We start from the raw sequence: 22,012 nt of genomic DNA on the forward strand, positions 1-22,012 counted from the left end.
GTCATTCACCTCAATTTATATTAATCCTCAACTGTCTTTAAGACAGACCTTAACTTGTTTATTTTATCATACCTTTACTCGAGGAATAAACGACTTTTCTATCGGGGTATGGTCTTTTTATTGAAGCATGTTAAAATAATAACGTAACCACTATTTATAGGAAGGGTGTTTCCATTGTCAACCAATGAAAAAAATAGAGAAAATTTATCTAAAATGATTGAAGATATCAAAAAACAATTGAACATCGTAAATGGTTCTGCTATTAAAGCAGAAGATTTTTCTTATGAAAAATATGATGATATTGAAGAAATTCATACGATGGTAATGAAAAAAAGTCATTTTAGTGTAAGTGAAATGGATGCGCTCATCTCTGAATTAGGTACGATGCGAGATAAGACACCAGAAGAATAATATAAAAAGGAGCCTTTCTAAAGATTCTAAGAAGGCTCCTTTTTTATGGCTATCCTGATAATAGACTCATACGAAAAATTTAACACATGCATTCATTAAAAATAAAACCGATTAACAAGTTTCTTTTCTTTTGCCGATAACGTTGTTTCTGTATCAACAATTGTCACCGTCAACTGTTTATTTAAATCCACATAATAAGGACGACTAACTTTTTCGTTATTCTCTTCAATAATTCTCACAACAGGTCGTTCACTATTTAATTTATGCTGCTGAACAACGAGAGCTTTTCTCCCGTCATTTAATATAACCGTTAATCCAACAGGATAAATCGCCACTGTTTTCCGAAAAGCTTGTATCATTTTTAAATCAAACTGCGTCCCTGCCCCAGCGAACATTAATTCCATGCCTTCGTGTGGCAAAATTGCTTTAGAATACACACGATTTGAAGTCACTGCTCCAAAAACATCTGCAATAGCGATGATTTTTGCATAAGGATGGATATCATTCCCTTTAATGCCTCTCGGGTATCCGTTTCCATCTATTCGTTCGTGATGTTGAAAAGCACAGTGAGCACTCACGGTCGATAGTTCGAAACATTTCCGTAAGATATCAAAACCTATCTCAGGGTGTTTCTTTACTTCTGTCATTTCTTCTGGCGTCAATTTATCCGCTTTTTGCAAAATCTTCGAAGAAATTTCTGTCTTACCAATATCATGTAATAACGCCCCAACACCAACTGTCAGCTGCTCTTCTTCAGAAAATTTCAATTCTCTAGCCATTGCAATCGAATAAATCGCTACATTCAATGAGTGATAAAACGTATATCTGTCATGGCCGATCGTATCAGATAATAATGAAATCGTTTCATCACTTTCTCTTACATCCATCAATATATTTTTTACTGTTTTTTTGAAATTACGACCGAGTCGATCTAAGATAAATGATTTCGACAAGCTAGACTCTTCCCCTAATGAGCCAAAAGCTTGTTTAATATCTTGAATCGCTTCGGTTTTTGTTTGATCATGTAACGTACTCGTAGGTTCAATTCCTTCTGATTCCTCATCCTCTATGTAAATAAAGGTAATATTTAAGATTTTTAAGCGATTGATCATTCTCGTCGTTAAGTTTACTCCCTCCTGAACTAGAATTTGACCTTGATCATTTGTAATAGGTTTACCAATCTTTTCTCCTGATTGTAAAGAATGGGTAGATACTAGTCTCATCGATTCGCTTCCTCTCTAACACTCAATACATCTTTAGACCTAATTTATTCCTATTTATCGTTAATTAAAGTTACTCAATACAGACTATTTTAACAATATTTTTATCATTTGGATACAACTCTAAACATTTTATAATTGTTTTGTCCTATAAAAGTTTATTAAGATGGAAACCTTTTCAATCAATAAAATTAATTTGGTCAATAAATCAAGCACAATATGTTAAGCTTGAAAAAAAGCTTTATTAAAACTTGGTTGATTTTAGAAAAATCAATATCAGAAGTGATGATTTCTAAAATGAAGACGAAATGATAACAGACACCTAAAAAGAAAGGATGAGCAAGAATCATGCAAGACGAACTAAGCATCGGTCAAAAAGTTACAGGAATATATAAAACGGGTAAATATGTAGGTGAACTCATTGATATTAATGCTAATAAAGGATTAGGTGTATTGAAAGTCCTCGGAGTATTAAAACACCCCCTACAAGGAGACCTTCATCATCCAAATCATACGGACGTACCGTTGTTTCATGAAAGAAAAGCGTTAAGCAAGTTTGAGAAGACAAACATTCCCCTCTCTCATCTAAAAGCCTTCCATGAGGAAGTACCTGAATATGAGAAATCGTTAAAACAAGCACTGAAAGAACAAAAGCTTTCTTTGAAAGAAGATGAGAGTGCTTGGGCTACTAAGTCACTTGAAGCAATTGCCTCCTTAGAAAAAGATTATTTTAAATAAAGTAAAGGTTAATCTTTAAAGTAAAAAAACTTGGCGCAGATTCGCCAAGTTTTTTGTTAGTTATATTAATCTTCATCTTTCACATCTATATCTTCTGGAATCGGTTCATTTTTCCATTCTTCAATGAGTTCTTTCACTCTATCCATTTGATCTAGATGCGTGTTGAACTGGTCTCCGTTAACTAAATATCCTTCGCCATCATGCACCGCTCGGATACGCTTTGTATGAACGAGGTGAAGCAACGTTGTTTCTGGCATTGATAGATACTCTGATGCTTCTTTTAATGTTAAATACATACTAGTTACCACCTTATGTTTACCATGTTCTGATTAGTCAACGTCTATTTTTTCACTCAGGACTTTCTTTTTGTTTATGGAGTGTTTTCGTAAAAACATAACTCACTTTATCATAATCCATTTTTTCTTCATAAAAACGGTGCGTTTCTGTCTGATCCACTCCAGAAGACAGAGCAACAGAACGATATTTGTGATCTTCTGCCCACTGATGAACATAATTCAGTAATTGCTCCCCATAACCTAAATGGCGCTGCTTTTCATCGGTAACAAGATCACATACCCATATGAACCTACCATAATTCAAAGTAATCATTGGCATAAAGCCTATAACTGCAACGATCTTATCCTCTTCATACAAGGCACACAAGCGGTATTGCTCCTTGATTTGCGCTTCCAATACTAATTCAACATAGGTGTTTTCATCTAAATGATTCCGCAATTGATGCATGATCGAAAACGCCGATTCAATTTCCTCTTGACTGCGCAATTCCTTCACCGTTGCCATTTTGTTACCACCCCTTCCATACTACTCCTGTACAAAATATTTCCGTTGGTGAACTATTAAATCATCGTATATTATTACATTCATTTCTGAACCAGGCAATATCTTATCATGAAACTGCAAGTAATTATTACTCATATATTATCCTTCTAATTATAATTATGCAACTGCCATAAACATATATGAAAAATCATTCCTACCCTATCAAGGACTTTATACAGGTTGCTTTGCATAGCTTACTAATTACTAATAGACGAAAAACCACCCGCATTCACATTTCCTTTACTAGACGTAATGGGAAAAATGAAAGCGGGCGCTTATAAATGTTAGCTTATTAGTTTGAATTTAATTTTTCTAACGCTTTTTGAGCAGCCATTTGTTCCGCTTCTTTTTTAGATTTGCCGGTTCCGACTCCTAATTGTTCCTTGTCAAGAGACACCTCTGATACAAATTCACGGGCGTGTGCAGGTCCTTTTTCTTGTATAATTTTATACTGAACCTGTCCTTGATTTTCTCGTTGAATTAATTCTTGAAGCTGACTTTTGAAATCCATCATATGTGAAAAGGCCCCATTATGGATTTTCGGATATACATACTCTTCTAAAAAAAGATAAACAGCATCCATTCCTCGATCTAAATATAACGCACCGATAAAGGCTTCAAATACATCGGCTAATAGTGCTGGTCGTTTTCGACCACCTGTCATTTCTTCCCCTTTACCGAGCAACACGTAGTCTCCAAATTTTAACTCATCTGCATTCTTGGCCAATGATGGCTCGCATACGATTGCAGCTCTGAGTTTGGTCATCTCTCCCTCGCTCATATGATCAAAGAGCTTAAAAAGGTATTGTGAGATGGCCAATTCCAAAACTGCATCGCCTAAAAATTCAAGCCTTTCATTGTCATCATGTGGACGGATTCTGTGTTCATTTACATAGGAAGAGTGGGTAAAAGCTTGAATAAATAAATCTTCATTTTCATATTTGACATGAATGCTTTTTAAAAAATTGCGATATTTGGTTTTTTGAGCGTTGGTCATTTGCATTTTCTTAGCTTGACGCTTCATTCCCCTTCTATATATCTTTCTAGATTGTTGCATGAGAACCCCCATCACTTGTCTGATTTGATATCCAGACGTGTACGCTGTTATTTACTAATCAAGTGCTTCATTCATAATATTAATGCTTCATTTTAATCTAAGCATCAATCCCTCAAATTTCACTCTTATTAGTTAATGTTTCCCAAGGTCCATGATAAAATCCAAGCCCTCCCCTCCGTTGGTGAGGACTTGGTCCTATTCTATTATTGATGACGTTCTATGTATTCAATCACGTCACCGACCGTAGCAATTTTCTCAGCATCCTCGTCGGAAATTTCTAAGTCGAACTCATCTTCAAGTTCCATTACTAATTCAACAACATCTAAAGAGTCAGCTCCCAAATCTTCTTTGAAAGTTGCTTCTTTTTTGACCTCTGTTTCATCAACACCGAGGCGCTCGGATACGATTTTTGTAATTCTTTCGTTAATCGTTGCCATTTTTACTTCACCTCCTCTCAATTATTATAGGATAAACGAAACAAAAATACTAGCTTTTATGGCATAACCATTCCGCCATCTACATGCAAGGTCTGCCCCGTCATGTAAGAAGCAGCGTCACTAGCTAGAAAACTCACTACTTTAGCTACATCTTCTGGTTTACCAAGAGCAGCTAATGGAATCTGTTTTAACAGTTCTTCTTTCGTTTCAGCTGGAAGATCATCTGTCATCTCTGTTTCAATAAATCCAGGTGCAATGGCATTTGCTCGAATATTACGATTAGCCAATTCTCTTGCTAATGATTTAGTTAATCCTATCACACCGGCTTTACTTGCTACATAGTTTGCTTGTCCTGCATTTCCTAAAACTCCAACTACAGACGAAATATTGATAATGCGACCGTAACGCTGTTTCATCATTTGGCGACTGACAGCTTTAGCGCAATTAAATACACCTTTTAAGTTCGTATCAATTACGGCATCAAAATCCTCTTCTTTCATGCGCATGATCAACGTATCTCTTGTAATTCCCGCATTGTTAACAAGAATCTCAAGCGAACCAAATGTCTCAATAACGGATTTCACCATCGCTTGAACACTGGCAGAATCGGCAACATTACCTTGAATTGCCAAAGCGTCCACACCAAAGCTTTGACATTCTTTCGCCACGTCTTCTGCTTTTTCCTTGTTACCAGAATAATTCACTGCTACGTTAACTCCTTGCCTAGCTAACTCCAAGCAGATCGCTTTTCCGATTCCTCGTGATCCCCCTGTGACGAGGGCGTGTTGTCCTTTCATGAGATCACTCTCCCTTACTTTCTAAAAGATTCATCGCTTTCGTTAAACTTTCTTCGTCAAATACTGGTAAAACCGTTGCTCTTCTAGATACTTTTTTCACGAGTCCACTTAGTACTTTTCCAGGACCCACTTCAATAAAAGTATCAACTCCATCTTCCACTAACTTGTTGATTGTATCCTCCCATAAAACGGGTGAATAGATTTGTTCAATCAATAGTGATGGAATTTCTTCAGCAGTTTGAATCGTTGATGCTGTTACATTGGCAATCACTTTAAGTTTCGGGTCGCTAAATGTGATATTATTTAATGCTTTCATCATGTCTGTAGAAGCAGGTTTCATCAAAGAAGAGTGAAATGGACCACTAACAGATAAAGGCAATGCTCTTTTGGCACCAGCCTCTTTTGCCAATTCAATCGCTCTTTCTACACCGGAAACTGTTCCAGAAATAACAATTTGTCCAGGACAGTTAAAATTTGCTGGTTGAACGTCTCCTCTTTCTTCCGTAGCTTGTTTCGTTACTCGCATCAAGGTTTCTCGATCCATTCCAAGAATCGCAGCCATCGTTCCTTTTCCTTTTGGAACAGCTGCTTCCATCAATTGACCGCGTAGACGAACAGCTTTTACAGCATCTGTAAAACTCATGGCCTCACTAGCAACTAAAGCGGAGTATTCGCCTAAACTATGTCCTGCAGCATACTCTGCATGAATATTCTTTTCTTTTAAAATTTGCAAAATAGCAATACTTGTCGTTAATAACGCCGGTTGCGTATTTTCTGTCTTTTTTAATTCTTCTTCTTCCCCATGAAAAACAAGATCACTAAAATTTTCTGCAAGTGCTTCATCCGCTTCTTTAAATATAGCAGAACATGAAGGATAGGTTTCAGCAAGTTCTTTTCCCATTCCTACTTGTTGGGAACCTTGTCCTGGGAATAATAAGGCAATCTTAGTCATTCGTGCTCTCCTTTCTGAGAGGGTAGTTGTTCAATCTCTTTTTGAATCGTCTCGATAACATTTTCTTCATGCATCATCTTTGCTTGCTTAATTGCACTGAAAAATGCATGAGCATCTGAAGAACCATGAGCTTTTATGACAGGTGCTTGTAACCCAAACAACCCAGCACCACCATATTCAGAGTAATCCATTTTTTGTTTCACTCGTTTAAAAGCTGGTTTTAATACACCTGCTGCTAATTTATTTTTAAACGAAGATGTGAGCTCTTTTTTCAATATAGAAAACAAGGAAATAGCTGTTCCTTCAATCGATTTAAGGACAAGATTTCCTGAAAAACCGTCACATACGACCACATCTGCTACACCATTTAATAAATCTCTTGCTTCTACATTACCGACAAAGTTCATAGAACTTTCTTGCAACTGAGTAAACACATGTTTCGTTAAATCCGTCCCTTTACCAGCTTCTGAACCAACGTTTAGCAATCCAATTCTTGGTTTTTCAATTCCACGTACTTTTCTCATATACACTTCACCCATTAACGCATATTGAACAAGGTGAGATGTTTTTGCATCCATATTTGCTCCTACGTCCAAAAGTAGAAATCCGTCCCCTTCAAGAGTTGGTAGCATTGGAGAAAGGGCTGGTCGTTCTATTCCTTTCGTTCTACCAACAACGAGAAGACCTGCAGTCATTAACGCCCCCGTATTTCCTGCTGAAACTGCAGCATCGGCGTTCCCTTGTTTTACTTGTTGCACAGTGAGCACCATCGATGAATCCTTTTTTCTTCTGACCGCTCTTACTGGAGAATCATCGCCATCAATGACCACTTCTGTATGGACAATTTCTGTCCGATCTTTTGTTTTAATATAGGGACTCATTTTTTTCTCGTCCCCTACAAGGATTATATGTAAATCTTTATACGTTTGAAGAGCTTTTTCGCAGCCTTGGATAATACTCTCAGGCGCGTTGTCGCCTCCCATAGCATCTACTGCCAACCTCATACGTTTGTTTCCTCCTCTTCACTGACACCATCACGGAACATAGAGAATTTACCTCTGAAAACAAGTTTTTGTTCCACATAACTATATACTTCAACAAGCGTTCTATTTTCATGAATTTCTGTCACTTTAGCTTTTGCTACAACTCTTTCACCAACATTTACTTGGCTTTTAAAAGATACATCTGCTTGGGCAGTTAACGCTAATTCATCATCAATGATAGCAACAGCTAATGAATTAGCTTGGGCAAACAAATGATGACCGCGGGCGATCCCAGTTCGAGAAAACACATGTTCATCTCTTATATCTAATAACGAAATGGCATGGTGATCTAACTCTAAATCAATAACTTCTCCAATTACTTCTTCAATAGGAAGAGCCTTAACCGTATCATACTGTTGCTTTGCTACGTGTTTAATCCGCGCCCTAACTTCTGGTATATTTAATTCTAATCGATCAAGTCGAATTGTTTGGACACTAACATTAAACGCTACAGCAAGAGCATCATCCGTGACAAAAGGGTTCTCTTCTATTTTTTCTTTTAGCATAGGTTGACGCTGCTTCTTAGATAATTTCATCTGATCACATCCACACTCATATGACTAGGTACTAATAGTAGTATATAGCTCGTAGATCATGTTTTCAACCGAAAATTTAATTAATCAAATTTTGATTCTTGAAAGGCACCTTGTTTTTCGAGTGCTTCTCTTAATAATCTGTAATCTTCAGAAGACCAAAAAGCCTTGGAATTTGCGAGTTTTGTTGCGTCTTGTCTTGCAATTTCTAACACTCGGTAATCTTCCACAATATCTGCTATTTTAAATTGAGGAAGCCCACTCTGTTTCACCCCGAAAAAATCTCCCGGTCCTCTTAACTCTAAATCTCGTTGTGACAATTCAAAGCCATCATTTGTTTCTGTCATAATCGACATTCGCTCTTTTCCTACATCCGTTTTTGGATCTGCAAGAAGAATACAATGGGATTGATCTGAACCTCTACCAACTCTGCCTCTCAGCTGATGAAGCTGGGATAAACCAAACCGGTCTGCATCATAAATAACCATCACTGTTGCATTCGGTACATTCACGCCCACTTCTACTACCGTTGTTGACACGAGTACTTGAGTTTCATTTATTGCAAAGGAGTGCATCGTAGTATCTTTTTCCTCATGGTGTAGCCGTCCATGCATTAAACCAACATTAATTTCGGGTAGAGCTTGTGATAATTGAAAGTGAACGTCAATGGCATTTTGCACGTCTAACGTTTCAGACTCTTCAATAAGAGGACAAATCACATACACTTGGTGGCCATTTCCTAACTCTTTTTTCATGAAATCTATCACTCTAGGAAGCATGTCATGTTTTGCCCAATGCGTTTTTATCGGCTTCCGCCCTTTCGGCATTTCATCAATAGTAGACACATCCATATCACCAAAAGCAGATATTGCTAACGTTCTTGGAATCGGTGTCGCTGTCATAAATAAAACGTCAGGTTGTAGCCCTTTATTTTTTAGAACGCGACGTTGTTCAACACCAAAGCGATGTTGTTCATCTGTGATAACAAACCCAAGTCGATCAAAGTCGACGCCTTCTTGAATAAGCGCATGAGTTCCAACAATGATATCAATCTGTCCATCTCTTAATTGCTGTAAAGTTTCTCTTTTCTCTTTTGCTCTAGCCGATCCTGAAAGTTGTGCAATCTTTACACCCATTCCCTCAAACAAATCTTTCAAAGATGCAAGGTGTTGCTCTGCTAGTATTTCGGTGGGAACCATCATCGCTCCCTGATAGCCAGCTAGGACATTGGCATACAAAGAAATAGCAGCTACGATTGTTTTACCTGATCCGACATCCCCTTGTAAAAGTCGATTCATTTTATATGGAGAAGAAAGATCATCGATAATCTCATTTAATACCCGTTTTTGCGCGCCAGTAAGGGGAAAAGGAAGCCCTTCGATGAACGTTGTTACTTCTTTTTCTTGGAACACTTTTCCATTACCTTTTTCTTCTTCTCTCCGCTGTTTTCGAAATAACTGCATTTTCATTTGAAAAAGCAATAATTCTTCATAAATCATTCGACGTTTTGCTTGACGAAATGTATCAAGATCAGCTGGAAAATGCAAATGATACAATGCACTTCTTCGTTCCATCAAACGATACGTTGCTAGTAGTTGCTCTGGTAAAATTTCTTTTACTTGTTCTCCATATTCGGAAAAAGCCAGATCAATCCATTTTTTCAACATTTGAACTTTAATATCGCCTTTGACTGAATAAACTGGTTCTAATCCACTTTCTCTGTCTATCGACTTAGGTTTCACCGTGCCACCTGTAACTGCTAGTCTATTTCGATCTAATTTACCTGAAAAAACGAGGTGGTCGCCGAGATTAATTTGTTTTTTCAAATAAGGCTGATTGAAAAAGATCGCTTGCACTAAGAGACCGTCCACGAGAACGCGAACGGTCAATCTAGATTTCTTCTTTCCAAAAAAACGCAAGTCAGGTTCACTATGAACTTTGCCTTGAAGAGTTACACGTTCGTCGTGTTGTACTTCGTTTATTGGCCTGATCGCATGGTCTTCATAACGAAATGGAAAATGTTCAAATAAATCTTGAATTGTTGAAATTCCCATTTGTTGAAGTTGTTCCATTGCTTTAGGTCCTACACCAGATAATGATGATACTGACTGAATCATCTCATTCACACCTTACTTGGAGCCTGATCCGAAGATTTGCTCCTGATATCTTCTTCCTGTTGGTGTTGCTGCTAAACCACCTTCTCCTGTCTCACGTAAGCTGGATGGCATTGTTTCTCCAATGCGATACATCGCATCAATAACTTCATCACACGGAATACGACTTTCGATTCCAGCAAGAGCCAAATCAGCTGCGACAAGGGCATTTGATGCACCAAATGCGTTCCGCTTCACACATGGCACTTCAACCAAACCAGCAACAGGGTCACACACTAATCCTAGCATATTTTTAAGTGCCATCGCCATAGCTTGCCCTGACTGTTTTGGTGTGCCACCTGCCATTTCTACAATTGCAGCTGCTGCCATTCCTGTAGCAGAACCTACTTCAGCTTGACATCCCCCAGCAGCACCTGAAATAGACGCATTGTTTGCAATAACATATCCAAATGCTCCACTAACGAACAAGTAGCGAATCATTTGTTCTTTTGAAGGGTTTAATTTTTCTTTCATAGCAAAAAGCGTTCCAGGCACGACACCAGCTGAACCTGCTGTAGGGGTTGCGCAAATAGTCCCCATAGCAGCATTCACTTCGTTGGTTGCCATCGACTTACTAACGGCATCTAACATGACGTGACCTGACAGTGTGTCGTTTAGCTGCATATATTCATGAAGTTTTTTTCCATCTCCACCAGTTAATCCTGAAACGGATCTGACTTGTTCTATAATTCCTCTATTTGCAGCTCGCTCCATCACGTCCAAGTTTTTTTCCATTTGAGCGATAATATCTTCGCGACTTCTTTCATGGACTTCCATCTCTTGCTTAATCATGACCTCTGAAATGGAACAATTTTTATCTTCACATAGTTGAATAAGTTCTTCTACGTTTCGAAACATATGACTTCCTCCTTTGATGCTGGCTCTGTTAGTATTTTATTAAATACTTTCGTAACAAACTGAAAGCGAAATGAGTTAATGGACAAAAGAAAGTCCAAGTCAATTTCGAAAAAATTCTACCATGAGTTTACTTGACTCAAGTGAACAGAACTTTTATTGCTCTTGATCTAACTACTCGTGGATTTTTGTCACTTTTTTTACGTGCTCAAGTTTTGTTAAGTCTGATATCGTATATTCATCAATGTTTTCATCAACTTCAATGACCATAAGTGCTTCTTTTCCTTGTTCTTTTCGAGATACTTCCATATGACCAATATTTATTTCATTTTGTGCAAGTTTCGTTGCTACCGATGCAATCGTCCCATAACGGTCATCGTGCACAACTAAAATAGCAGGATGGTTCCCACTCAGCCTTAAATCAAAGCCGTTTAATTCTTTCACTTCAACCTTACCTCCACCAATAGAAATACCTATCAGTTCCATTTCATCGTCTTCATTACCTAAACGAATTTTTACAGTATTCGGATGATCTAGGTGAGCCTCTTCTTCATGGAAAGAAAAAGACAGATCATTTGCTTTAGCATGTTCAAATGAGTTTGTAATTCTTTCATCATGCGTATCATAACCGAGAACGCCTGCAACAAGAGCTACATCTGTACCATGTCCTTTATACGTTTTCGCAAAAGAGCCGTAAAGATGAAAAGCTACCCACGTTGGTTTTTTTTGAAATAGTTGTCTAGCTACTAATCCAATTCTTGCTGCACCTGCTGTATGTGAACTTGATGGTCCTATCATAACCGGACCAATAATATCGAAAACACTTCTAAACTTCATTTGATGTCCTCCTAATGTCGAGGTCGTTTGATGATCCTCAATTTCTAATAGATTCATTGACTAGACTGACGTGTTAGCGCTTTCTTTCAAATAACGTATTATAAAGTCTTCCTTCTATTTGTCTTTTCTTACTCTTCGGTGGTTAAAATCATTACCACCATGATCATCTTAACAAATTCACTCTCGATCGGCTATCAGAATTTATAGAAGAGCAAAAAGTAGGCATATAGTTAGTAGTTATTCTGTAGTTAAGAGGTGGACCCGCACTGAACCGAAACCCGACTATTTCAACCACTTTCTTCAAACTCATGGATCTATCATTTTCAACCAAAAAAACTGTCCCAAAATAACCGGGACAGTTTAAAAAAGTTTATTTCACACGAACAAGAGGTCTTATTTTCTCATTTTCGTAACAGAAACGGCTATTGTTCCTGGTCCAACATGGGTGCCAATTACCGGTCCAATATTAGTGAGAACTTCTTTTTTTACAGTAAAATGATCATTCATTTGAGTCATCAGAGATTTTGCCTCTGATTCCGCTTTTGCGTGAGAAATACCAACATGAATATCATCCTTACCGTAGCGGTTTTCGAACTCCTGAATCATTCTATGAATCGCTTTCTTTTGACCGCGTACTTTCTCGAAAGGAAAAACCTCACCTTCCTCTGTTAAGGATAAGATTGGTTTTATTTTCAGTAACGAACCTAACACAGCAGAAGCTTTTCCAATACGCCCATTTTTCTCAAGATACTCTAACGTGTCTACCATGAAAAAAACAGTTGTATCTTCTAGTAGCTCATCCACTCTTTTTAAACAGTCTTCTTTCGTTGCGCCAGCTTTCGCCATCGTTGCAACTTCAACTACGATAATGCCTATTGCATAAGACGCGCGTTTTGAATCGACAACGGTTACTGGAATATCATCTCCTAGCGTTTGAGAAGCAATATAAGCAGACTGAAATGTACCGCTTAATTTTGATGACAAATGTATAGATATGATATCAGGAGAATCATTTGCTTCAAACAACTGACGATATTCCGTTTCAAATTGATGGGGGGTTGGTTGAGATGTTGTTGGAATGCTATCTGCTCCACCCAATTTTTCATAGAATTCATTAGACGTTAAATTAACACCGTCTTCAAATGTTTCTTCTCCGAAATGCACTTTTAATGGAACAACTGAAATATCTAACTCTTGTTGCAAATCAAAAGGAATATCAGCCGTAGAATCTGTAACGATTTTTACAATACTCATGAAAACAACCCCCAGTTTCATAGTGATAATAGAAGTACAGTAAAGAGGATGTCTAAAAATTCTTCGTAGATCTATTTTTCCTGCCCCTCACTTGCTTTCCCAAGTGCTAAACTTTCTCATTAAAGAATCGAGAACTTTTTGACAGAAAAGAGTGGATCCCAGAATTTTCTACTCTACAGACAAAATATAAGAGTATAGTGGTTGATTCCCTAAATGAACTTCTACCTCAACATCATCGTGTTGTTCTTCAATGTATTGGACTATTTCATCTGATTCTGACTCTGTTCGGTCTTCACCTCTGATGATCGTTAAAATTTCACTCTCATCATCTACCATTTCAGCAATCAGTTCTTTCGCAACTTCTTGAACAGAAGAACCTGTTGATACGATATTTTTCTCATAAATGCCCATGAAATCGCCTTTCTTAATAGCCACTCCATTTAAACTTGTATCACGAACAGCGTATGTTACCTCGCCGGTTTTCACTTCTTTCATGATTTCATTCATTCCATCTGCATTTTCATCTAACGATTGTTCTGGATTAAATGCAAGCATCGCAGCTAAACCTTGTGGCACCGTTTTGGAAGGCACAACGATGACATCCAAATCCGACACATCGGCAGCCTGATTTGCAGCCATTACAATATTACTATTGTTAGGTAAAAGAATGATTTTATTCGCATTACTTTCGTCAATCGCTTTAACAAAGTCTTCTGTTGATGGGTTCATTGTTTGCCCACCTTCAATGACTGTTTTCACACCTAATCCTTTGAAGAGGTCGGCAATACCCGTTCCTAATCCAACAGTTATAACAGCATACTCTGTTTTCTTATTAGATTTAGAAGGTTTAGGTGCTGTAGGTTCGCTACCTTTTTCGTTTAAAATTGTCGTATGTTGTTCACGCATATTTTCAATTTTTACGTTGACTAGCGAACCAAACTTTTGCGCTTCTGAAATGACATTACCAGGATATTCAACATGAATATGGATTTTTAATAGTTCTTCATCTGCAACGACTAATAGAGAATCACCGTATTGGTCTAACTGCTGACGAAACCCATCTTCACTGAACGGATTTTCAGCCATTTTTTCTTCTTCAAATTTAACCATCACTTCTGTACAATAGCCAAATTCGATATCTTCCGTAGCAAGGTGGCTTTGTGCAGATTGGTGGTGCTCTAATTTAACAAGCTCGTCCATATGTGGTTCGTCTTGTTGAACAGAATCAGCAACTTTCTCTCCTCTTAAAATAGCAAGGAAACCTTCATAAATCGTTACTAATCCTTGCCCACCTGAATCCACCACTCCAACTTCTTTTAATACAGGGAGTAGATCGGGTGTTCGTTCTAAAGAAGCTTTAGCTTCTTCAAGAACGACAGCCATGAGTTCATTGACATCTTCATTATGTTTACTGAAGTCATTCCCTTTTTTAGCTGCATCTTTGGCTACTGTAAGAATCGTACCTTCTACTGGCTTCATGACCGCTTTATAAGCCATTTCTACGCCGTAGTCTAACGCTTTACTCAAATCTTTTGCTGTAATGGTTTCTTTTCCTTCTACAGATTTCGAAAAACCACGAAACAGCTGAGAAAGAATAACGCCTGAGTTTCCTCTTGCGCCCATCAACAGCCCTTTAGCAAAGCTCGAAGAAATCGCCCCAACGTGGTTCTTTGTTTGTGCTCGTACTTCTTTCACCCCGGATGTAATCGTAAGGTTCATGTTTGTCCCTGTATCTCCATCTGGCACAGGGAACACATTTAATGCATCAATTTTTTTTGAATTACTGGAGAGATTGTTTGCGCCTTCAACAAGCATCTGCGCAAACTTTTCCCCTTCGATAATATTGACAGTCACGAATGTTCCTCCTAACTATGAACTTCTAAAGGTTGGTTACGCGAACGCCTTGAACGAAAATGTTAACAGAGTCAACTTTCAATCCAAGCATTTGCTCTAACTGATATTTCACTTTGGATTGTACATTATGGGCTACTTCAGAAATTTTAGTGCCGTAGCTAACAATAATATACATATCAATATGAACTTCTTCGTTTTCTTGTTCACGGATGACCACACCGCGTCCTAAATTCTCTTTTCCTAAAAGGTCTGTAATGCCATCTTTTAACTGTTTTCGTGATGCCATGCCAACAATGCCATAGCAATCAACTGCTGCGCCTCCAGCTATAACTGCAACTACTTCTTTTGATACATCAATATTTCCAAACTTTGTTTTCATTTCTATGGTCATAGGAAATATGCCTCCTTAATAAGGTATTTTACCTTTATGGCTATCGTCATTTTACTATAAAATAACAAAATTTAAAAGAAAACTTAAGTTGAAGCCAAAAGCAATTTTACCATACTTGGTTTAAAAGATGCTGTCAAGCTTCATTACTTGATAAAAATTTCTAAATAACTTGAATTCTTTCACTTGCTATGCTAATATAACCAAGTGTCTCATTTGAATTTTAAATAGCATACGAATGATTGTTTTCATCGTGAAACAGAAGGAGGGATATTTATGGCACGTAAATGTGTTATAACGGGTAGAGGCCCTAGAACTGGAAATAAACGTTCTCATGCGTTGAACTCTACAAAGCGCCGTTGGGGTGCAAACGTACAAAAAGTACGCATTTTAGTTGATGGCAAGCCGAAGCGTGTATATGTTTCAGCTCGCGCTCTAAAATCTGGTAAAGTTGAACGAGTATAATTTTACAAGGATAAAAAACGGCGCACCCTGCGCCGTTTTTTTACTTTTTGGGCTCTGTATTAAGATGGCAGAACGTTTTTTCTGTCGGTTACTCTTTACGAAAGGTCCCAAGTACCGCGCGCACAAATCCTCCAATAAATCTAGGTAATTTAATCGTATAAAATTTCATGCTTTCCCCTCCCCGAAAGAACATTCGAAGCGAATGAATCTTATGATTGAGAAATCACTTATCAGTACCTCGTTATTACACATTATATTCAGAAGCGGAGAAATAGTACCAATTTTTTCTTTATTCTTTATGATTTCTCTCATCCACGGACTCAAAAGCATATACTTGGCCTTGAGAAAACGAGATGATTCCATACTCTTCTATGATTTCATTACTTAAACTAAGACTAGATCCTTGTTTTATCGTTGCATTGTCAAGTGGATACCTAAAACCTTTCAAGGTTAAACCTATCACCTCATTCGTTAATGGAATAAGAGAAACATAAGAATAACTACTTCTATTCACTCTGTAAGTTCCAGGTCCCCAAATCGTAAATTTATTCCAACGGTCTTGAATGTAAATAGAAATTCCTTTTCTAACTCCTAACAAAATCAGGTGGGCGTTCATAAATAAGTGATCTAATCTTCCCCCAGTTGCTCCTAAAAGAATGACTTGATCAGGCTTTTGTTTTAGTACCCAATTTAATCCGATTTCCATATCTGTTTCATCTTTTTCACAAGGATAAACACTAAGTTCCATCTCCTTGTCGTCAACCCAACGACGTTCATCATCTGATAAAGAGTCAAAATCACCAAAAGCTTTTACGGGGATAATCCCTGCTTTCAAAAGCAAAAAAACACCTCGATCTACACCAACCCATTTAGCATTAGGATACTGCTTTTGAATGGTAATTACGGAAGGGACATGGTGAGTTGGCCCACCTGCCATTAATATATATGTCAATAAACTCGCTCCTTCATATGAACCTCCCGATTTACTTGTAGCCTATTCAATAGGATAACGAAGGTTGAACGATTTTTTTGCTAGCATTACTTAAAATGATCACAACCGCTAAACACACGAGGAGTGACGGGAATAAATAAGATAAATTATATGTGAACGCATATGCTGCTACAGGTGTTCCTTCAGGAGCAAATTCACCAAACCAGATAACACCTGCTGTAAAGTGCGAAACAAATCGTAACCCTACTCCCAATATAACTCCAAAAACAATCATCATCGCTTTCCGACCTTTTGTTTGACTTTCTTTTATCGCAAAAACACCTGCTAAACCAACAACAGCAAAAGCAATAGGATAATCTAAAAGTGCTTGTAGCCAGTGCACGATGAACGAGTTGTACATCATGTTAATTGAACCAAAAATCAGTCCAGTCAATACACCCGCTTTCACACCTCTTCGAAATGCCATAATGATTATTGGCACCATTGCTAAAGAGACAGAACCCCCTTGTGGCCAAAATCTTAATAAAGTCATTAAGTCTAAAATAACAGCTAGTGACGCCATGATAGAAATTTCAGCCATCAACAATGTCGGTCTTACATTATTCATCTAACTTCCTCCTTCGTTATTCTCGAACCACAAGTTGGAGGAACGAGCACGCAAAAAAACGGCTGTTGTAGGCAACAGCCGTTTTTATCGGCTCCACATCCCTACGCAAGTGCTAACTTACAGGTTCAAAGGGTCGAAGCGGTAAAGCTCCCTCTCAGTCCTTCTTCGGACTCCCCTCGTGGTTCATATATTATTTTCGTGCGTCTTCTATTCTACCTTGCTTGTCGAATGCTTTCAATAGCTTCTTTTCGATTCGTTTTACCATATATCGCTGAACCAGCAACTAATACATTCGCGCCAGCATCCACACAAAGTTTTGCGGTTTCAGGGTTTACACCACCATCGATTTCTATATCAATGTCTTTTCCAGTCGCATCAACAAGTTCTTTTACTTCTCTCACTTTCGTCATCACGTCTTCAATAAATGACTGACCACCAAATCCAGGGTTCACCGTCATCAATAAAACTAAATCAACGTCAGCAATAATATGTTTGATTGCATCAACTGGTGTTGCAGGATTTAACACGACACCAGACTTCACACCAAGATTATTAATCATATGTATCGTTCGATGCAGATGCGGACATGCTTCTACATGGACACTAATGATATCAGCACCTGCTTTTACAAAGTCAGGAATATACTGATCTGGATTTTCAATCATTAAATGAACATCTAATGGTAACGTCGTCAAGGGTCTAATCGCATCAACAACAAGAGGTCCAATTGTAATGTTAGGAACAAAATGACCGTCCATTACATCCACGTGGATGTAATCCGCACCGCCTTGATCTACTTCTTTAATCTCTTCCCCTAACTTAGAAAAATCTGCTGACAAAATCGATGGTGCTATTTTTATCATCTCTAATACCTCCGCTTTTGATTTTTAATTTCTTCTAAAAATTGCACATAGTGCTTATAACGATGAGGAGCGATATCTCCGTCTTCCAGCGCTTTTTTAACGGCGCAATTAGGTTCGTTGACATGCGTACATTGACGGAACTTGCATTCGTTAATTCGTTCCCGCATCTCAGGAAAAGTTAGTGACAAATTTTCTGGCAAAATATCTTGAAAATCAAGGGAACTAAAGCCAGGGGTGTCTGCCACATAGCCACCTCCATCTAGTGGAATTAATTCCACATGTCTTGTCGTATGTTTGCCACGCCCTAAACTTTTCGATATTTCATTCGTTTCAATATTAATACCTGGCTTCAAAGCATTAAGAAGAGATGACTTACCAACACCAGATTGACCAGCGAAAACAGATACTTTATCGTTGATAAATGGTTCTAAACTTCTTAGCGTTTCATCTATATAGATCGATGTTTTTAACACTTCGTATCCTAAATTTTTATAATCCTCAACGTAGCTTATCATTGCCGCCTTTTCTTCGTCTTTCTCTAAATCAATCTTAGACAAACAAATGATCGGTTCTATCTTACTCGCTTCCACATGAACAAGGAATCGATCAAGTAAAACGGGATTGAACGAAGGTTTTTCCACAGAAAAAATAAGGATGGCTTGTTCAACATTCGCAATCGGTGGACGAACCAACTTATTTTGTCTATCTTCTAAAGCCATGATGTACCCATCTGTTCTATTTTCTGCTTCGAACTCAACCCAATCTCCAACTAGTGGGGTAAGCTTCCGTTTCCGGAAGTTACCCCTAGCTCTACACTGAAAAATACCATCTTCATTTTCTACATAATAAAAACCACTGAGTGCTTTGACAATTCGTCCTTTTGCCATCCTAACCTCCTTCAATCATTTCGTTGACCATTTGTAGTTATTGTTCTTTTAACTGCTCATACGTATATTCATAAGGTGATTCCTCAAATTCATCCTCTCCAACAAATAAGATAAGAAATCCAGAGTCGCCAGGTGCAACAGTCATAGGAACATTAAACGTCGTATCTTCACTGATTTCTTCGTCAATGACTTGATTTGGCGTTCGATTTTCCATATCTGTAACAGAAATACGGATTCGATAACTAGCATCTTCATTTTCATTTTCATTGTCTCCGTTATCACTTTCGGGAACTTCGACAGTAAACGCCACTTCAGTAGAAATAGGTTCTTCTTCTTCTTCCTCAGGTGGCTCTTCCACTGGTTCAGGACCTCTAGAAAACACAACGTTGACAGTCGTTCTTTCTCGAATTTCATCACCTCTAGATGGCGATTGAGAGATGACTCTACCTTCTTCTATACTAGGATGATATTCTTCTTCCGTCTCTAAGTCTAGCAGTGGTTGACTGGAAATCGTTTCTAGTACTTCATCCCTAGTCATATTAGATAGATTACTCATAATAAATGTTGGTCGCTCACTAACTGTCAATCTTACAACCGTTTCTTGTGGTTGCACCATCTCCCCAGCCTCAGGACTCTGCTCGAGAACGGTGTCATCAGTATAATCTAACGTTTCTTCATATTCAATCTCAATATCTTGATAGTCAGCTAAATTCTGTTCAGCAAAGTCTTTCGTTTCCCCGATAAAATCTGCCATTTCAACTGGCTCAATTCCTTCACTTACAACTAACGTAACAACAGTTCCTTCTTTGACGAACTGCCCTGCACTCGGTCGATGAGAAATGACATGATCTTCTTCTATTTCATCATCAAAACGAACATCTTGCTCAACTTCCAAATTTAATTCAGTCAATGTTTCAAAAGCTTCGTCATAGTGCATCCCTACTAACCCTTCCGGAATCTCTACATCATCCACATGAAGCCAGCTTGGAATAAGGAAAAACACAACGAAAATCAACCCAACAAAAAATACTAGCGCTAAAAGAGAGATCTTCACCCAAAATTTTGTCCCTCGTTTTTTAGGAGGGTTCTCATTTTTATTCTCAAACGTCGCTGTTTCTCTCATTTTCGAATTAGGGTGCATCATCGTCTGATCATGATCCGTTGTGGAGTCTGCTCCAACAATCGGTACAGCTTTAGTCATCTCTTCGTCAGGGAATTGGTTCATAAATGGTTTTTCATTTGCTCTACTCGGGTCTAAAATTGTCTGTAAATCATTAATCATATCCTCAGCTGATTCATATCGTAGTGACGGATCTTTTGCTGTTGCTTTCATAACTAGATTTTCTACACTTTGCGGAATATCAGGCAGCTGCTCTCGCAATGCTGGCAGTGGTTCTTGTAGATGTTTAATCGCTACTGATACCGCAGTGTCTCCACTGAAAGGGACTTCCCCTGTGAGCATTTCATACGTCACAACTCCTAATGAGTATAGATCGGACTTATACGTAACTTGTCCACCTCTCGCTTGTTCTGGAGACAGGTAATGGACAGACCCTAATACAGAATTTGTGTGGGTAATGGTTGCTTCGCTGATCGCTCTTGCTATGCCAAAATCAGTGACCTTTGCAGTTCCATCCACACTGAGCAAGATATTATGAGGTTTTAAATCCCTGTGAACAATATGATTATCATGGGCATGCTCTACAGCCGCAGTCATTTGCTTTAATATCCGAACAGTTTCATGAACGGTCAGTTTACCTTGCTCTTGAATATAGTCTTTTAATGTTTGCCCTTCCACATATTCCATCACAATATAGTAAAGATCTTCTTCTTCCCCTACATCATATATATTGACCACATTTGGATGAGATAAACTCGTAGCCGATTGCGCTTCTCGTCTGAAGCGACGAATAAATTCATCATCTTTGGAAAACTGAGATTTAAGCATTTTCACAGCAACGGAACGATCTAATATTAAATCTTTTGCTAAATATACGTCAGCCATTCCACCGCCACCTATAGGACGGTCTATTTCATAACGGTCATTAATTCTCTTTTTACTCATGAAAGACTCACATCCTTGGTCTCATGACGAACTAATGAAATTGTAATATTATCTTCACCGCCATTATCATTCGCTTGTTCCACTAATTTTTCAGCAACGGTTTCAAGTGGTTGATTCGTAGCTATTTGGCTTTGGATATCTTGATCAGACAATTTATTAGTCAGACCATCGGAACAAAGAAGTAACACGGATCCATTTTTCCAGCCGACAGTTTCTACATCCACTTCGATCGTTTCCTCTGTCCCAAGTGCTCGTAATAAGACATTTTTTCTCGGGTGGTGTTCGGCTTCCTCCTCTGAGAGTTGGCCTTTGCGAACCAGTTCACCAACTAAAGAATGATCGTCTGATAATTGTCTTAACACTTCTTCTTCATATAAATAAACTCGCGAATCGCCTACATTGGAATAGGTAACGAACTCATCTGAACACAAGGCTGCGACTAAGGTTGTCCCCATGCCTTCGCATTGTGGATGACTTTGTGAGTAGCTAAACAATTCTTTATTCACTTTTGAAACGGTCTCTAATAACCACTTTTCTGCTTCTTTCGGTGTAAAGTGACCGCTAATTTCTTGCCAATGTTTCAACATGGCTTCTTTTGCCATCTCGCTCGCCACGTCCCCAGCTTGGTGTCCACCCATACCATCTGCAACGAGCGCTAACATTTGACCAACTTCACCTTCTGAAATAGCACCATTATCTTCATTATGAGCTCTTAATTTACCGATATCTGTACGGAAAATACCTTCCATATCTCTAATCCCCTCATTTCTTTCACTTTTTCCTCTCTAACTCCCTCAAGCTTAA

General features: G+C 38.2%; 25 protein-coding genes and 1 riboswitch. Of the genes, 3 read left to right on the forward strand and 22 right to left on the reverse strand.

The features are described from left to right. Positions 1-174 precede the first annotated feature (174 nt). Positions 175-411, forward strand: a complete 237-nt coding sequence (locus tag QDN89_RS05100; RefSeq protein ID WP_280769015.1) for a DUF1128 domain-containing protein — start codon at positions 175-177, stop codon at positions 409-411. A gap of 95 nt (positions 412-506) precedes the next feature. On the opposite strand, the gene QDN89_RS05105 is transcribed toward QDN89_RS05100, so the two are convergent. Further along, a complete protein-coding gene (locus tag QDN89_RS05105; protein WP_280769016.1) occupies positions 507-1,634 on the reverse strand; it encodes an HD-GYP domain-containing protein in 1,128 nt (375 codons plus the stop codon). Positions 1,635-1,979: 345 nt separating this feature from the next. Between QDN89_RS05105 and kapB the strand changes: the two genes are divergently transcribed. Continuing rightward, on the forward strand, positions 1,980-2,369 hold the full coding sequence (gene kapB / locus QDN89_RS05110) for a kinase-associated lipoprotein KapB (protein WP_280769017.1): 390 nt from the start codon (positions 1,980-1,982) through the stop codon (positions 2,367-2,369). Between the two features lie 65 nt (positions 2,370-2,434). Here kapB and QDN89_RS05115 read toward each other — a convergent pair whose 3' ends face one another. The 14 genes from QDN89_RS05115 to QDN89_RS05180 all read right to left on the reverse strand — a co-directional run bounded on the left by QDN89_RS05115 (position 2,435) and on the right by QDN89_RS05180 (position 15,372). Then, positions 2,435-2,665, reverse strand: coding sequence for an excisionase family DNA-binding protein (locus QDN89_RS05115; RefSeq protein WP_280769018.1), 231 nt, complete (start codon positions 2,663-2,665; stop codon positions 2,435-2,437). A 52-nt stretch (positions 2,666-2,717) separates the two neighbouring features. Further along, positions 2,718-3,170: a GNAT family N-acetyltransferase gene (locus QDN89_RS05120; RefSeq protein WP_280769019.1), complete on the reverse strand. Its 453-nt coding sequence runs from the start codon at positions 3,168-3,170 to the stop codon at positions 2,718-2,720. 331 nt (positions 3,171-3,501) lie between these two features. After that, entirely contained in the window at positions 3,502-4,266 is a 765-nt protein-coding gene (gene rnc, locus QDN89_RS05125) for a ribonuclease III (protein WP_280769020.1), read from the reverse strand. Positions 4,267-4,469: 203 nt separating this feature from the next. Continuing rightward, on the reverse strand, positions 4,470-4,703 hold the full coding sequence (gene acpP / locus QDN89_RS05130; protein ID WP_280769021.1) for an acyl carrier protein: 234 nt from the start codon (positions 4,701-4,703) through the stop codon (positions 4,470-4,472). 56 nt (positions 4,704-4,759) lie between these two features. After that, a complete protein-coding gene (fabG, locus tag QDN89_RS05135; RefSeq protein WP_280769022.1) occupies positions 4,760-5,500 on the reverse strand; it encodes a 3-oxoacyl-[acyl-carrier-protein] reductase in 741 nt (246 codons plus the stop codon). 4 nt (positions 5,501-5,504) lie between these two features. Beyond that, a complete protein-coding gene (fabD, locus tag QDN89_RS05140) occupies positions 5,505-6,452 on the reverse strand; it encodes an ACP S-malonyltransferase (protein WP_280769023.1) in 948 nt (315 codons plus the stop codon). Then, entirely contained in the window at positions 6,449-7,456 is a 1,008-nt protein-coding gene (gene plsX / locus QDN89_RS05145; RefSeq protein ID WP_280769024.1) for a phosphate acyltransferase PlsX, read from the reverse strand. The genes fabD and plsX overlap by 4 nt, the downstream gene beginning before the upstream one ends. Beyond that, the gene (fapR, locus tag QDN89_RS05150; protein ID WP_280769025.1) at positions 7,453-8,031 is read right to left on the reverse strand and encodes a transcription factor FapR; all 579 of its coding nucleotides are present in this window, start codon (positions 8,029-8,031) and stop codon (positions 7,453-7,455) included. The genes plsX and fapR overlap by 4 nt, the downstream gene beginning before the upstream one ends. Before the next feature lie 80 nt (positions 8,032-8,111). After that, complete coding sequence (recG, locus tag QDN89_RS05155; RefSeq protein WP_280769026.1) at positions 8,112-10,154, reverse strand: ATP-dependent DNA helicase RecG; 2,043 nt, start codon at positions 10,152-10,154, stop codon at positions 8,112-8,114. A 3-nt stretch (positions 10,155-10,157) separates the two neighbouring features. Then, a complete protein-coding gene (sdaAA, locus tag QDN89_RS05160) occupies positions 10,158-11,039 on the reverse strand; it encodes an L-serine ammonia-lyase, iron-sulfur-dependent, subunit alpha (RefSeq protein WP_280769027.1) in 882 nt (293 codons plus the stop codon). 171 nt (positions 11,040-11,210) lie between these two features. Beyond that, a complete protein-coding gene (gene sdaAB / locus QDN89_RS05165; RefSeq protein WP_280769028.1) occupies positions 11,211-11,873 on the reverse strand; it encodes an L-serine ammonia-lyase, iron-sulfur-dependent subunit beta in 663 nt (220 codons plus the stop codon). Positions 11,874-12,266: 393 nt separating this feature from the next. Continuing rightward, positions 12,267-13,127, reverse strand: a complete 861-nt coding sequence (locus QDN89_RS05170; RefSeq protein ID WP_280769029.1) for a DegV family protein — start codon at positions 13,125-13,127, stop codon at positions 12,267-12,269. A gap of 168 nt (positions 13,128-13,295) precedes the next feature. After that, positions 13,296-14,981: a DAK2 domain-containing protein gene (locus tag QDN89_RS05175; protein WP_280769030.1), complete on the reverse strand. Its 1,686-nt coding sequence runs from the start codon at positions 14,979-14,981 to the stop codon at positions 13,296-13,298. A 25-nt stretch (positions 14,982-15,006) separates the two neighbouring features. Next, positions 15,007-15,372: an Asp23/Gls24 family envelope stress response protein gene (locus QDN89_RS05180; protein WP_280769031.1), complete on the reverse strand. Its 366-nt coding sequence runs from the start codon at positions 15,370-15,372 to the stop codon at positions 15,007-15,009. A 273-nt stretch (positions 15,373-15,645) separates the two neighbouring features. On the opposite strand from QDN89_RS05180, the gene rpmB reads away from it, so the two are divergent. Further along, positions 15,646-15,834 (forward strand): 50S ribosomal protein L28, encoded by a 189-nt coding sequence (gene rpmB / locus QDN89_RS05185; RefSeq protein ID WP_280769032.1) that lies wholly within the window; start codon positions 15,646-15,648, stop codon positions 15,832-15,834. Between the two features lie 88 nt (positions 15,835-15,922). Here rpmB and spoVM read toward each other — a convergent pair whose 3' ends face one another. From spoVM to QDN89_RS05220, 7 genes are all read right to left on the reverse strand, one after another. Then, positions 15,923-16,003, reverse strand: a complete 81-nt coding sequence (gene spoVM / locus QDN89_RS05190) for a stage V sporulation protein SpoVM (protein WP_280769368.1) — start codon at positions 16,001-16,003, stop codon at positions 15,923-15,925. Positions 16,004-16,123: 120 nt separating this feature from the next. Further along, positions 16,124-16,786, reverse strand: coding sequence for a thiamine diphosphokinase (locus tag QDN89_RS05195; protein ID WP_280769033.1), 663 nt, complete (start codon positions 16,784-16,786; stop codon positions 16,124-16,126). 46 nt (positions 16,787-16,832) lie between these two features. Next, positions 16,833-17,393 (reverse strand): energy-coupled thiamine transporter ThiT, encoded by a 561-nt coding sequence (thiT, locus tag QDN89_RS05200; protein ID WP_280769034.1) that lies wholly within the window; start codon positions 17,391-17,393, stop codon positions 16,833-16,835. 81 nt (positions 17,394-17,474) lie between these two features. Continuing rightward, positions 17,475-17,580: riboswitch (TPP riboswitch) on the reverse strand. A gap of 25 nt (positions 17,581-17,605) precedes the next feature. Continuing rightward, entirely contained in the window at positions 17,606-18,256 is a 651-nt protein-coding gene (gene rpe, locus QDN89_RS05205) for a ribulose-phosphate 3-epimerase (RefSeq protein ID WP_280769035.1), read from the reverse strand. 2 nt (positions 18,257-18,258) lie between these two features. Continuing rightward, positions 18,259-19,143, reverse strand: coding sequence for a ribosome small subunit-dependent GTPase A (rsgA, locus tag QDN89_RS05210; protein WP_280769036.1), 885 nt, complete (start codon positions 19,141-19,143; stop codon positions 18,259-18,261). 37 nt (positions 19,144-19,180) lie between these two features. Beyond that, positions 19,181-21,208: a Stk1 family PASTA domain-containing Ser/Thr kinase gene (gene pknB / locus QDN89_RS05215; RefSeq protein ID WP_280769037.1), complete on the reverse strand. Its 2,028-nt coding sequence runs from the start codon at positions 21,206-21,208 to the stop codon at positions 19,181-19,183. Further along, a complete protein-coding gene (locus QDN89_RS05220) occupies positions 21,205-21,957 on the reverse strand; it encodes a Stp1/IreP family PP2C-type Ser/Thr phosphatase (RefSeq protein WP_280769038.1) in 753 nt (250 codons plus the stop codon). Before QDN89_RS05220 ends, pknB begins: the two co-directional genes overlap by 4 nt. Between the last annotated feature and the right edge of the window lie 55 nt (positions 21,958-22,012).

The sequence above is a fragment of the Salipaludibacillus daqingensis genome, from assembly GCF_029891575.1.
Taxonomy (GTDB): domain Bacteria; phylum Bacillota; class Bacilli; order Bacillales; family Salisediminibacteriaceae; genus Salipaludibacillus; species Salipaludibacillus daqingensis.